Origin of the sequence: Acinetobacter sp. Root1280 (assembly GCF_001425285.1) — a bacterium.
GTDB lineage: Bacteria > Pseudomonadota > Gammaproteobacteria > Pseudomonadales > Moraxellaceae > Acinetobacter > Acinetobacter guillouiae.
The window spans coordinates 106,292-120,008 of the sequence record NZ_LMED01000030.1; the positions used below are offsets into that span (position 1 = coordinate 106,292).

The 13,717-nt window shown below is 38.3% G+C and carries 11 protein-coding genes; 4 read left to right on the forward strand and 7 right to left on the reverse strand.

Going from position 1 to position 13,717, the window contains the following annotated elements; all coding sequences use genetic code 11:
- The first annotated feature begins 147 nt into the window (after nt 1-147).
- The 4 genes from ASC84_RS21765 (at nt 148) to ASC84_RS21780 (ending at nt 6,187) form a co-directional block, all read left to right on the forward strand.
- On the forward strand, nt 148-1,368 hold the full coding sequence (locus ASC84_RS21765) for an MFS transporter (protein WP_056518317.1): 1,221 nt from the start codon (nt 148-150) through the stop codon (nt 1,366-1,368).
- 266 nt (nt 1,369-1,634) lie between these two features.
- Entirely contained in the window at nt 1,635-4,040 is a 2,406-nt protein-coding gene (locus tag ASC84_RS21770; RefSeq protein WP_056518319.1) for a YgiQ family radical SAM protein, read from the forward strand.
- 73 nt (nt 4,041-4,113) lie between these two features.
- Nucleotides 4,114-5,247: a hypothetical protein gene (locus ASC84_RS21775; protein ID WP_155860373.1), complete on the forward strand. Its 1,134-nt coding sequence runs from the start codon at nt 4,114-4,116 to the stop codon at nt 5,245-5,247.
- Nucleotides 5,248-5,662: 415 nt separating this feature from the next.
- On the forward strand, nt 5,663-6,187 hold the full coding sequence (locus ASC84_RS21780; protein ID WP_056518323.1) for a DUF2726 domain-containing protein: 525 nt from the start codon (nt 5,663-5,665) through the stop codon (nt 6,185-6,187).
- A 58-nt stretch (nt 6,188-6,245) separates the two neighbouring features.
- On the opposite strand, the gene ASC84_RS21785 is transcribed toward ASC84_RS21780, so the two are convergent.
- From ASC84_RS21785 to argS, 7 genes are all read right to left on the reverse strand, one after another.
- Nucleotides 6,246-6,602, reverse strand: a complete 357-nt coding sequence (locus ASC84_RS21785; RefSeq protein WP_056518324.1) for a RidA family protein — start codon at nt 6,600-6,602, stop codon at nt 6,246-6,248.
- 59 nt (nt 6,603-6,661) lie between these two features.
- Entirely contained in the window at nt 6,662-6,886 is a 225-nt protein-coding gene (locus ASC84_RS21790; RefSeq protein WP_004723455.1) for a hypothetical protein, read from the reverse strand.
- A 69-nt stretch (nt 6,887-6,955) separates the two neighbouring features.
- Complete coding sequence (gene creD, locus ASC84_RS21795; RefSeq protein ID WP_056518326.1) at nt 6,956-8,368, reverse strand: cell envelope integrity protein CreD; 1,413 nt, start codon at nt 8,366-8,368, stop codon at nt 6,956-6,958.
- 113 nt (nt 8,369-8,481) lie between these two features.
- Entirely contained in the window at nt 8,482-9,945 is a 1,464-nt protein-coding gene (creC, locus tag ASC84_RS21800; protein WP_056518328.1) for a two-component system sensor histidine kinase CreC, read from the reverse strand.
- Between the two features lie 3 nt (nt 9,946-9,948).
- Nucleotides 9,949-10,668 carry a two-component system response regulator CreB gene (creB, locus tag ASC84_RS21805; protein ID WP_056518330.1) on the reverse strand — a complete coding sequence of 240 codons (720 nt, stop codon included), beginning with the start codon at nt 10,666-10,668 and terminating at the stop codon, nt 9,949-9,951.
- Between the two features lie 445 nt (nt 10,669-11,113).
- The gene (locus ASC84_RS21810) at nt 11,114-11,707 is read right to left on the reverse strand and encodes an SPOR domain-containing protein (RefSeq protein WP_004723450.1); all 594 of its coding nucleotides are present in this window, start codon (nt 11,705-11,707) and stop codon (nt 11,114-11,116) included.
- A 145-nt stretch (nt 11,708-11,852) separates the two neighbouring features.
- Nucleotides 11,853-13,643, reverse strand: a complete 1,791-nt coding sequence (gene argS, locus ASC84_RS21815) for an arginine--tRNA ligase (RefSeq protein ID WP_056518332.1) — start codon at nt 13,641-13,643, stop codon at nt 11,853-11,855.
- Nucleotides 13,644-13,717: the final 74 nt, after the last annotated feature.

Here is a 13,717-nt window from a genome sequence, read left to right on the forward strand (position 1 = left end):
TCTGCGTTTTCTCGTCTAATTTTATTCGAAATCAAACATTTAAAATCCATAACTGACTTGAATCATCAGGGTATTGTCTGCAATAAAACTTTAGCTTTTATCAAGAGTTAAAAATAGGCGTATACTGAACGGACATGAGGAATAATTATGTCTGAAGCACCTGAATCTACAGCTTATATTGAGTATGGCACTCGGCCTTTTATCGCAATTTTACTTTCATTGTTTTTAGCTGGCTTTGCTGTATTTTCATCGTTGTACTGTGTTCAGCCGATGATGCCGTTTTTGGCAAGTTTTTTTCATGTTACGCCAACCCATAGCAGTTTCCCGCTTTCATTTTCCACCATTGCCTTAGCCTTAGGGCTTCTTTTTGCAGGACTGATTTCAGATCGTTATGGTCGTAAGCAGATCATGGCCATTTCTTTATTTTCCACCGCAAGCTTATTATTGCTAAGTTCGTTTTTACCGTATTGGGAAATATTTCTTGCAACACGCATGATGATTGGCTTGGCCGTTAGTGGTGTCGCTTCTGTTGCAATGACCTATATCGGTGAAGAAATTGCACAAAAAGATGTTGGTTTTGCCATGGGACTGTATATTTCAGGGACAGCAATAGGGGGAATGGGCGGGCGTTTGATTGCAGGGGTATTGCTGGATTATATCTCTTGGCAAACTGCGACGATGATTATTGGTCTACTTAATTTATTGATCGCGATTACATTTTACATAGCCTTACCTGCCTCTAAACACTTTAAATCTTATCCCATTCAATTCACACGTTTTATCGAATCCTTTAAGAAAAATCTTTCTGACCCAAAGCTGAGACTATTGTTTGTCGAAGGTTTTATTCTGATGGGATGCTTTGTGACCGTGTTTAATTACATGAGTTATCATCTGTTAGAAAAACCTTTTGAATTGTCACAAACATGGATTGGTTTAATCTCGATTGCCTATTTATCTGGCATTTATAGTTCACCTCGTGCAGCCAGTTGGAGTCGTCAATTTGGACGAGGTAAGGTACTGATTGTGATGTTCTCAAGCATGATTCTGGGGTTATGGATGATGCTGATTCCATCATTATGGGTGATCTTGATTGGCCTATTGATTTTTACTTTCTCATTTTTTGCCGCACATTCCACATCAAGCAGTTGGGTATCAGTACAATCCTTACAATATCGTGCAGTCGGCTCTTCGCTTTATCTATTTTGTTATTATCTTGGTTCAAGTTTCTTGGGCAGCAGTAGTGGTTTAGTCTGGGAAAAATATGGATGGTTTGGCCTAACAGTTACGATGACCTGTGTACTTTGTATCGGGCTCTTGGTGGCTTTAAAATTAAATCAAACACAGCATAAAGATCAGGTAAAAGTATGAGCGGCTGCATCTAAATAGCGTTAAATAAGCTTTTCTATTCAATTTCTCTGCGCTTTTAAACAATGCATCCTGATGGGGAAATTTTCCTTTTATAACGGATGACGAATATCTTTAACATCTTAAAAAGCTATCAATAACAGACTAAATAGAAGATAAGAAGAAATGTTTACTTTTTAATCAAACAACATGAGTAAAATTCATGGTAAAATGATCAACTTTCATTTTAGATCTCTCCCGATCGCCAACTGCCAATCGAGAAACTCACCATGTCGACCGCTTATACTGCTCAGACAGCGCCTACTGCGTTGTTTGATTATGACAAATATTGGGCATCGTGCTTTGAACCAGCACCATTTTTGCCAATGTCACGTGAGGAGATGGATCAACTCGGTTGGGATAGTTGTGACTTTATTCTGGTATGTGGTGACGCTTATATCGATCATCCATCGTTCTGTTCAGGAATTATTGGCCGAACGCTTGAAGCACAGGGTTTTCGTGTCGGGATTATTGCACAACCAGATTGGACTTCTGCCGAAGCATTTAAAGTATTAGGCAAACCGAATATTGCATGGGGTGTGACCGCGGGTAATATGGATTCTATGATCAACCGCTATACGGCTGACCGTAAAATCCGTTCTGATGATGCATATTCACCAGATAATCTACCCAATAAACGTCCTGACCGTGCAGCAACTGTATATTGTCAGCGTTGCCGTGAAGCATTTCCTGATGTACCCGTATTATTGGGCGGTATCGAAGCATCATTACGCCGTATTGCACATTATGATTACTGGTCAGACAAAGTTCGTCGTTCAGTGCTGATGGATTCAAAAGCGGATTTATTGATGTATGGCAATGGTGAACGGTCTGTTGTTGAAGTCATGCATCGTCTTGCCAAAGGCGAAAAAATTCATGAAATCACCGATGTTCGTGGTACTGCATTCATCGTCAATAAAATTAATCGTGTTTCTAAAGCCAAGTTTGTTGAAATTGCATCGAATGATGTTGATGCGATTGGTCGTGTTGACCCAATCATCAATCCATATGTAATGACTGAAGATTTAGATGGTTGTGAAATTGAACAAGGCAAAGGAAATTCTTTAACCCAATATCAAAATTTCCAAAAAGAATTGGTGGCAAATCCTATTGTTCGTGAAGGTGATCAACTGGATGAGAATACCCAGATTGTACGTTTACTGCCGACATCTAAAGCAATTAAACATAAATTACCGCCGCGTGAATTGGCTGTGATTCGTTTGCCTGCTTTTGAAGAAGTGGCAACGGATCCTGTACTTTATGCACATACCAACCGCATCTTGCATCTTGAAACCAATCCCGGGAATGCTCGTGCATTGGTACAAAAGCATGGTGAACGTGATGTATGGTTGAATGCACCGCCGATTCCATTGACCACCGAAGAAATGGATTATGTGTTTGACTTGCCTTATGCGCGTCTACCACATCCAGCTTATGGTGAAGCGCGTTTCCCTGCATTTGATATGATCAAATTCTCTGTAAACATTATGCGTGGTTGTTTTGGTGGTTGTACATTCTGTTCGATTACCGAACATGAAGGTCGTATTATTCAAAACCGTTCAGAAGAATCAATTTTACGTGAAGTAGAAAAAATTCGTGATACAGCCCCAGGTTTTACAGGCATCATCTCAGATTTAGGTGGTCCAACTGCAAACATGTATCGCTTGCAGTGTAAAGATCCTGAGATTGAAAAGAACTGTCGTAAACCTTCATGTGTGTATCCAGGTGTATGTCAAAATTTACATACTGACCATGCACCACTTACTCAACTTTATCGCAAAGCACGTTCGCTTAAAGGCATCAAAAAGATTTTGATTGGTTCAGGCTTACGTTATGACCTTGCGGTATTGAACCCTGAATATGTCAAAGAACTGGTTCAACACCATGTTGGCGGTTATTTAAAAATTGCACCAGAACATACCGAGAAAGGTCCATTGTCGAAGATGATGAAACCGGGAATCGGGACCTATGATCGCTTTAAACAGATGTTTGATCGTTTTAGTAAGGAAGCAGGTAAAGAACAGTATTTAATCCCGTACTTTATTGCTGCACATCCGGGAACAACGGATTATGACATGATGAATCTTGCGATCTGGCTTAAGAAAAATGGTTTCCGTGCCGATCAGGTGCAAACCTTTTATCCATCACCAATGGCGACAGCGACCACGATGTATCACACGGGGAAAAACCCGTTGGCCAAAGTGGCTCGTTATACCGAAAGTGTGGATATTGTAAAAGGTGAAAAGCGTCGTCGTTTACACAAAGCCTTCTTGCGTTACCATGATCCAAACAACTGGCCATTACTACGTGATGCATTACGTGAAATGGGCCGGGTAGATTTGATTGGTAACTCTAAGCACCATCTGATTCCAACATATCAACCGCAAGGAACAGAAGGGCAATACCAATCTGCGCGTAAGAAAAACTCGACTGTAGACGGTGATTCGCAAAAGCGTACTGGGGATAGCCGTAATTCACAGGCGAAAACTCAATCGCGCCCTTCCAATACCAAAAAGCGTCCTGAACGTGGTCAAATATTGACACAACATACAGGTTTACCGCCGCGCGAAACAGGTGATAAAAAACCATTTTCTGGAAATGGCAAAGCAAAGTCTAAGTCAAAAAGTAGAGCTTAGGTTCTATTTGATGTGGTAAGAAAGGATGCGTAAGTATCCTTTTTTATTGATTTAAATTTAGACAAAAGATATAGTGAAGATTCCTTTCAAGGACGTTTATGTCCTTAATTTTTTAAAAATGTTCAAAAATAAGATTACTCGTCAATTCACTCAAATTGAAGTTGATAAATTAACAAATAATTGTTACCCACTTTCACCACAGATGAATTCTGGAGATATTTTTCAGTGGCGTATGCGTGAAGATTTTTCACCTTATCAAATCAGATGTCACTTGCAAGAAATGGGCTATACAATCAAACAGCCAATTTGGACATTTTTATTGAGAATGGGGCAATCAGTTACTGAGTTACCTGATGGAACGAAAGTAAGTATTGCTGGTGAATATGAAGATTATTATGATCCCGATTTCAAGATTTATAACGATGTCATGATTCAAAAAATGAATGGAGAAATACAATTATGGCATTATCCTATTGAACAATTTCCCCCTACAGATTTTCATACAGCATATTATGATCAAGTAACTCACTCTATCTTCCTTATTGGAAATTTAGGTTATCCAGAAAATAGAAAAGAAGATAGTACACAAGTTTTAAGATTGAATCTAAATACATTAGAGATAGAAAAATTAGAGTGTTTTGGAAACATTCCATCTTGGTTACATCATCATGAAATGAAGGTGATAAATCAACATGAGCTTGAATTCAGTAACGGCCATGTGATTAAAAATAAAAAGTATTTAAGAAATCTATATACATGGCGGCTAAATATTCGAACTTTAGAATGGTCTCTTCCTAAACAAACGATATTTGATCACTGGACATTAAAATCTGAACATTATTATGGCTTTCCATTCTTTGAATGCCATCAACTCTTATGGGATGAGGAAAACATTACAGCGGAAGAGTTTGAGCAAAGTAAACAGAAAATAATAAATCATTTAGGTTATTTACCTAATTATAAAGCATATAGATGGCTTTATATTCCTTTAGATGATGCAATAATTACACAAGATGAGCATGAGTATAGTAAGTATATTTCAAATTTGTACGGGTATACCCTTTGGTATTTTGAAAATGATGACCTAATGCAAGCCGTATTTCCAGATCACATTCCGTATGACTTCCAAAAATTTCTATTAAATGATTTAGTCTATCGCTTAAAGCAAATCACAGGGCATGATGTCATTGTAGAAAAAGTTGTTTAATAAAATACAAGGATGCCTAAGCATCCTTTCTTAAATCAGCAATTGAATAATAAAAATACGCAACTGTGGATAAGTCTTTGTAAACTGTTGAAAACTTTAGTGTACTAAAAACACACAATTCTCGAATATCCTTGTCCTACAATAGTACTCAAGATTCATTAAATTCAGTTGTATTCGCATTCAATACGCGATATATATGAGGTGTAATTCAATTCATTTGGTTGAAATACTAAGTGAATAAAACAAATAATAGTTCAATAAATAAGTTAAAAATGTGATTTATTTGATTATTTTGAAAAAGCAAATATGAGAATGCGTCTGGCATATTACAAAATTGAACTGATTAAAAATAGTATCTTTGATACACAAGAACTGGTCGTAGACCAAATTATAATAAAGAATTAGGAAATGAAAAATGGACATGATAATCGTTGCGAGTTTGATATTACTTGCTGTCGTGATTGCCGCTGCTTATAAAGGATTGAAAAATAAGCAACAAGCAGATAGTGCTTTACGAAGAAGAGCAGTATTTAACTCACATGAACAAATTACGTTTACGCGTTTAAAAGAAATTTTACCTGAAGCCAATATCTTGGCTCATGTATCTTTTGATGCCTTATTAACGACAAAATATTTACATACACGTCGTAAGTATCAGCAAATGTTTGCAGACTTTGTTGTGCTGGACAAAGATTATAAAGTTTTAGCTGTGATTGCTTTAGATGATATCAATGCGATTAAGCGTTCGAATCAAAATACCTATGAAGATGCTTTGTTACAGTCGGCAGGTTATCGCGTGATTCGCTATATGGGAATTCCAGAATATCAGGATTTGCGAGAAGATTTTTTAACAGAATTTTCAGAAATGAGCCATTCGCAAACGTTGGAGGAACATGTACTGGGGAAGTTTGATCTGTACTCAAATCGCGCATATAGCTAAGCAAAAAATGCATGTTTAAACATGCATTTTTTAGTTCATTCAAAATTTAGTATTGAGCTTATTCTGGTTTGACCGCAACAACCGTCATTTCAACTAAAACATCAGGTCGATAAAGCTTTGCTTCCACACAAGTTCTCGGCAGAGCTTGCATATCTGAACACCATGCATCCCAGATTTCGTTCATTCCTGCATAATCATTTTCGATGTCTTTTAAAAAAATCATCACAGACATAATATGCTTTTTATCTGTGCCCGCATCTGCAAGAAAACGATCAATGATATCTAAGGTTTGTTGAGTTTGCCCTTTGATATCCAAACTTAAATCCGTAGCCAATTGACCCGCCAAGTGAACTAAATTTCCCGAAATTGCGATTTCAGAAAAGCGTTTTTCTACGTGCAAACGTTGTACAGTCATGATCATTCTCAAAGTTTATTTATGTTTTAAATTTTACGTCATCATTTACAATCTGCAAATCAACTTTGTTGCTTGTTGGTGAATCTATCTATACGAATGAGAATTTTATACTTAAAAATAATCAAACAGTTATATTCTGGGCAAATAATGAAATTGCCTAAATTTAAAAATTGAATCTGCGCGTCACGTAACTGATTTAAACAAAATGCAATCGAACATTGCAGAGGACAAAGTTGTTGCAACTGCTTAAAGTGTTGCTGCTCCTGTGGTATGGAAATATTCATTGAAATACCTATTATTTAGAATCTATTTTTAAGCCAGTGAATCGCTTTGAGCTATTCACTGTGCCGTTATCAAGCTTGCGGAGGCGTATAGGATTTGAGTTTTTGCTCAGGCTTATTGTTGATTTGATACCAGTCGATATGCCGTGTAATAAACATCACTACAGCAAGTAAAACAAATGAAATGATAGAGCCGATCAGGAAGGTTTTGCCTGAAGATTGCAATAGCATATACATCACGGCATAAAGTGAACTCAGGATGATGCTGAATAGGCCAGCGGCTTTAAAACCTTTCATCACATAGTATAAGTACCAGCTCATTAGCCCGACACAGGCAATTCCAGCAACGAAATAAGCCCATGCAAAGGCATAGTATTCACTGATCGAAAGCAGTAAAACAAAGAACACCACTTGAGCCATCGCCACCAAAGAATATTGAATGGGGTGAATCCGTAAGCTTTTAAGCACTTCGAAGAGAAAGAAACAAGCAAAGGTGATGATGATAATCACGATACCGTATTTAATCGCACGATCTGTTTGTGTATAAACATTGACTGATTCTAGGAATTCTGTTGATAAACCAATACTTTGACTAGGCTCTCCCATATAAGCCGGTTCTTGGCCAAAATAGCCATTACTAAACTGGCGAATACACTCATTGTTGTCGCAATCAATCAATTTACTGATGTTTTGATGACCTAGAGCAATATTTTTCCATTGTGCGGTGAATTGTTGCGGTGTACTGGTTTTTGCAAAGGGTAAGTTTTGTCCTGAATATTTGGTATCCGCCCAATTGCCTTTGGCCTGATAAGTGACACTACGACTGGTTGGAATCAGGGTGAATTTTCCCAAACCCGTAATATTGGCGGTTAAATCAAAAGTGAAACCATTTTGAATGGCATTGATTAATTCAGGATACTTTTTTGCAGAAACATACATAAAGTCAAAACCAGAACTGTTACTGCCTTGAGCACTCATTTCAAAAGCATAACTTTTATTGAGCATGTTTAAGTTCGGTTGGGTATCTAAGCCGCGAGGATCATGTACAGGGAAGATAATTTCAGCTCGTTCCCATTGGTAATCTTTCTTTTCAAGTGTTGGTTTTTGGAATACGCCTTTGGCCATGAGATTTGCGGTGTAGCTAATTGCTCGATAGATGGTGCGTTTATAAGTGTTGTCAGAAACATTAAAGTTGGATGACCATTGCGTGCTGTCAGCACTGATATATAGCCATTGTTCCTCAGTACACAAATAGGCCACCTTCTTTTCATCGAGGCAGTTTTTTTGCTCATTGTAGGGCACACGGATATACGGTGAAATCACGGTTTGAGGGCTAATATTGTTTTGTGCAATTTCTTTCAGAAATGCCCGTTGATAATCTTGTCGTTCTGAGACCAGACTGGTAATAAAGAGTAAGCCTATCCCAAATAAGGCAACTAAAATTGCGATTGCAATAATTTTGAATGTAATAAAGTTGGATCGCATCACTGTTTTCCTTCGCCGTTGTTTGTTGTCAGTGTTGAGTGTGCGAAACAGCAATGTGCTTTGTTTGAGGCGTATAGGTTTTTTATATGAATTTTAAGTGAAGTTTGGTCGTGCTAAGGCAATTGAATTTTTACCAATACACCCTTTTGGTGGGGTTGTAAGATGGTGATTTCATTTCCTTGAATATTGCCAATGTGAATCTGTCCATGGTGTTGTTCAATGACTTGTTTAACAATGCTCAGTCCAATACCAGAACTGCGTTGTTGGCTAATCGGACGAGGCAAGGAAAAATAAGTATCAAACACTTGCGTGAGTGCATAATCTGGAATCCATTCGCCCTCATTAAAAACCTGTAATTCTATCTGCTGGTGTGTTTGACGATGAAGCCGAATCAGGATTTTTGCTGAATCTGTGGAAAAATCCAGCGCATTATCTAAAATATTGGCAAGGGTTTGTTGAATCCAAAATCGATCTGCACGAAGCATACAATTGGCTTCAATATCCAGTAAACACTGGATTTTTTTGGCTTGAATTTGACTGGCATGCTGGTCTAAAGTCTGTTGAATCAGTTCAGATAAATTGAAATCTTGCATTTCAATTTGATGTTTAGATTTTTCCAGACGGGTCAATAAGAGCATTCGATCAATCAGGCTACGTAAGCGCTGGCTTTGTTCATGAATATGCGTGGCAAATTGTTGTTGATCATTTAGTGGTAAATCTTCTTTGAGTAGTTCTGCACTGGCTTGAATTGCGGTAAGCGGACTTTTGAGTTCATGGGTCAGTGTATTGACATAGTGTTCCACATAAGCACGATCTTCGAGTTTTTCTCGCATATTTTCAACTGCTTGAGCAACTTGATTGAGTTCTTTTGCCGAACGAAAATAGGGCGTTTGATTGACAGGTGCAAGTGCCTGTGCGTATTTACGGACACGGTCAATACTGTGTTTTAGCCAATAGGCCACCAAACTGGCAAGAAACAGACTGAGTAATGTAATCCAAGCGGCTTGTCGGATCAGTTGATTTTCAGCGCGCTGAATATAAGGCTGTACTGAAATATTGGGCTTTCCAATACTGACAACGCCAATCAATTGCTGTTGTTGACCAACTTGATAATAGATTGGCGCTGCGATAAACATAGTGCTGCTATTGCTGTCCTTTTCATAACTGCGTGTAGAGCGAACGCCGTATTTTCCCTTTAAGGTCAGGTAAACATCATTCCATCGTGAGTAATCTTGTCCTGTAGCGATACCTTGTGAGTCATAAATGACGATACCTTTGTTGTCGGTAATATAGATTTGTTGATTGATCTCATTTTTATTATGTTTCCAGATCGTGGCATTGAGTTTTCGATTCAGCGCTTTTTGAATTTTTTCATCAAACTGAATGGTACTGACTTTATTTTCATAGACATCTTCAGCCACTAACATCGCGATAATATTAGCATTTTCCGCAAGGGTATCTTCAACGACCTGTCGTACATTGGGCTTTACTTGTTGATTGAAGGTATAAGACATAAACCATAAACCCAGCAAGATGATCAATCCAAAGAAGAACCAAATACGAATAAAAATGGACATGGTTTATCCTTGCCTTTTTAAACTATAGCCAAAGCCTCGGTGGGTTTCGATCGGGTCTTGCTCAGGAGAGATCTGCTTGAGTTTATTGCGAATACTTTTGATATGGGTATCGACTGTTCTTTCTAAACTATGCTCAGGGTGCTCCCATACATGATCCATCAATTGTTGACGGCTAAACACCTGTTCAGGGCGTTGAATCAATAATTTAAGTAAGCGATATTCATAGCGAGTCAGCTGCAGTATTGTGCCTAAGTAATGAATTTGCAAAGCCTCATCATTGCATTGCCAAACTTTAGCTGGCGTTGCAGAAAGCTGTGTGTTTGGCTGTGAGGTGTGCTGTAACTGATTTTGTATCTCCATTCTGCGCCAAATGGCTTTAATTCGAGACACAATTTCACGCGAACTAAATGGCTTGGTACAGTAGTCATCTGCGCCAATTTCTAAACCTACAATACGATCTATTTCATCATCTCGTGCGGTTAAAAATAGCAAGGGTGTATGATTAAAGAGACGAATTTTTTTGCAGACATCAAAACCATTTAAATCAGGTAATCCAACATCTAAAATAATAAAATCAAAGGGTTGTTGTTGAATAAAATCAATGGCTTGCAGACCTGAATTGGCCCAAGTCACTTGCCAGTCTTCTCGTTCAAGTGCGTAACGTAACGGCATAAGAATAGCAGCATCATCTTCTACACATAAAATCTGTTTTTTATTATTCATTGCATTTAAAAACTCATAATCTCAATAGGAGTGTACTCAAATTGAAATACTTAGGCGAATGAATTTTCAGTGAAGTTTAGATGAACTGTTTTATTGTTTGAAATTGGCTGAATGCCTGTTGGGGTGGGCTTTACCCATGTGAATTTCTGAGCGCCCTGTAATCTTCGGATTTGATCGTCACGCCAATCACAGGACAGCAAATCAAAAGTATTGGTGACTTTTGATATCTCGACAACGACATGGGTAATGTATTGCGGAAAATAGATTACTCTAATTTTGATCAATTTGGGTAAATTTTTATCGAATTATATTTCTTTTGAGTAAAAAATATTCAATTTGTCCACATATCTAAGCAAGGTTAAAAAAACGATTTTGAAGAATAAAACAGGATGCCAAAGCATCCTGTTTTAACGATTGATTAATCAGGTCATGCCTGAAAATTGGATCAGCGTTTAACCACGATAGAGTCAATACCGCTATGTTGTAAGGTTTGTTGGGCAATCACTGCTGCATTTTGTGATTCATAAGGGCCTGAAATCACACGATACCAAGTTTTCCCCGCTTCTGTGCTTTGAACCACATCGGCAGATAAACCATTTAAGATAATTTCAGCACGACGTGCATCGGCAGCATCAGGATCATCATAACTACGAACTTGAAGGATATATTCAGGTTGAACAGGTGTTGTACGTTCAGCATTTACACCGACATCCACATTTTCAGATTGAGAGGGCGCTTCAACAATTACAGGTTGTTGTTGATTTCTGCTTTCAGGAACAGCTTGTTCAGGAATAGGGGTAACCTGTTGTTGGGGTAACAGATCATAAAAACGATAGTCTTTGTTGGTATCTTCTTGATAATGCTCAGATGTGATTTCGTTTTTGGGTTGGACGGGCGCCCACGGTTTCCAGAGCATCAGTGCGACACCAAAACTTAACACGATTAAAATGACGACAAGCATCCCTAACCATTTAGGAATCAATGGTTGTTTAGGTTTGGTTGGCCTTTCTGAAACACCGCGTTGCGTTTTTCCAAACACGTGGAACCCTCTTATTATGTATTGCTTAGATCGTGTTCAAGCATAGTTTTGCTTGAACACGATGTAAAGTAATGATTTATTACACACTTCAATGCTTACGTTGAGCCAGACCTTGGTCTTGGGAACATGTAAAGCAATTCTTGACTTACATACTTTCAGGTGCAGAGACACCCAATAATTCAAGACCATTATGTAAGACTTGTTTGATATTTGCTGAAAGCAATAAACGGGCTTGAGTCAATTCCGCATCATCACCCAATACTTTATTCTCGTTGTACCAACCATGGAATAAAGCAGCAAGTTCTTTCAAATAATTACCAACCTGATGTGGTTCATAATTATTTGCAGCGCGAATAAGCACTTCAGGATAAGCCGCGAGTTTCGCTAAAATTTCAGTTTCAGCATCAAGTTCTAATTTTGCAGCAAATTGACGTGCATTTTCAGTATCAAATTGAATGTTTGTTGTTGCTGCTTTTTCTAACATACGGCAAATACGAGCATGTGCATATTGAATATAATACACAGCATTGTCTTTGCTTTGAGATACTGCTAAATCTAAATCGAAATCAATGTGCTGTTCAGATTTACGCATTACATAATAAAAACGTGCTGCATCATTGCCGACTTCTTTACGAAGATCGCGTAATGTCACGAATTGACCTGAACGAGATGACATTTGTACCATCTCACCACCACGCCATAAGCTGACGAACTGTACTAAAAGTACCGTCAATTTAGATGAGTCATAGCCCATCGCATCAATTGCAGCTTTAACACGTGCAATATAGCCATGGTGGTCTGAACCCCAAATATCAACAAGGTCAGTAAAGCCACGTTGTAATTTATTTAAATGATAGGCAATGTCAGAGGCAAAGTACGTGGTTTGTCCATTACGACGTTTGACTACACGGTCTTTTTCATCGCCAAATTCAGTTGATTTAAACCAAATGTTGCCATCTTTTTCATAAAGAAAACCACGTTGATCTAATGTTTGTAAGGCTTCATCAATTTTTTCAGCCAAAGATGCTTCACTAAACCAGTGATTAAATGTTACGCCAAACTCACCAAGGTCATCTTTAATGTCATCTAAAATGGCATGTAAAGCTGCTTGATGGAATACACGATAACCTTCACCCACTAAAGCTTGTGCGTTGTGAATTAAGCCATCAATGTGCTTTTCTTTATCGCCTGAAACAACCACTTTATTGCCATCGGCATCAAGCTCTTCAGCATATTGCACATCTTCAGGAACATCTTTGTAAACATCAGCCACACTACGTACATAAGCATCAGCATGTTTGTCGATGATACCTTGGGCGATTTCTTTAACGTAATTCCCTTGATAAGCATTTTTAGGGAAAACTAAAGTTTGGCCACTTAATTCTAAATAACGTAAATAAGTTGATGTGGCGAGGATGTCCATTTGACGGCCAGCATCATTGACATAATATTCACGTTCAACTTTGGCACCTGTTGCTTCAAGTAAGTTTGCAACAGTCATACCATATGCAGCACCACGACCATGACCTACATGCAGGCTAGAGGTTGGGTTGGCAGAAACGAATTCAACCTGAATTTTCTTGGCTGCATTTGCTTGGGTTTTACCAAATTGTTCCTTTTGTGCTTGGATTTGATCCAACACAGTAAAGCGTTGATCGGCATTTAAAAAGAAGTTGATAAAACCCGGACCTGCAATTTCAGCTTTGGCAATATCAACCACTTCGGGTAAATTTGCCAAAATTTTCTCTGCAAGATCACGTGGTTTCATACCAGCAACTTTAGCGCCCATCATGGCAATGTTTGATGCGAAATCACCGTGGCTTCGGTCTTTAGTTCGCGTTAAAACACTCGTGTTTTTCCAGTCAGATGGAAGAGTCCCTTCAGCTTGTAGGGATTGCACTGCATGATCAAGAGCTGCTTGTATGGCCGTATTCATAATCTATAGAGAAATAAATGTCGCAGAAAAACGCTAAATATAGCAAATTTTGCGCCTTTTAGGTGAATGCATTT

What these genes read in the sequence shown, in the direction of transcription:
- ASC84_RS21765 (WP_056518317.1), top strand. Translation starts at nt 148, where the DNA reads ATGTCTGAAGCACCTGAATCTACAGCTTATATTGAGTATGGCACTCGG.
- ASC84_RS21770 (WP_056518319.1), top strand. Translation starts at nt 1,635, where the DNA reads ATGTCGACCGCTTATACTGCTCAGACAGCGCCTACTGCGTTGTTTGAT.
- ASC84_RS21780 (WP_056518323.1), top strand. Translation starts at nt 5,663, where the DNA reads ATGGACATGATAATCGTTGCGAGTTTGATATTACTTGCTGTCGTGATT.
- ASC84_RS21785 (WP_056518324.1), bottom strand. Translation starts at nt 6,602, where the DNA reads ATGACTGTACAACGTTTGCACGTAGAAAAACGCTTTTCTGAAATCGCA.
- ASC84_RS21790 (WP_004723455.1), bottom strand. Translation starts at nt 6,886, where the DNA reads ATGAATATTTCCATACCACAGGAGCAGCAACACTTTAAGCAGTTGCAA.
- creD (WP_056518326.1), bottom strand. Translation starts at nt 8,368, where the DNA reads ATGCGATCCAACTTTATTACATTCAAAATTATTGCAATCGCAATTTTA.
- creC (WP_056518328.1), bottom strand. Translation starts at nt 9,945, where the DNA reads ATGTCCATTTTTATTCGTATTTGGTTCTTCTTTGGATTGATCATCTTG.
- creB (WP_056518330.1), bottom strand. Translation starts at nt 10,668, where the DNA reads ATGAATAATAAAAAACAGATTTTATGTGTAGAAGATGATGCTGCTATT.
- argS (WP_056518332.1), bottom strand. Translation starts at nt 13,643, where the DNA reads ATGAATACGGCCATACAAGCAGCTCTTGATCATGCAGTGCAATCCCTA.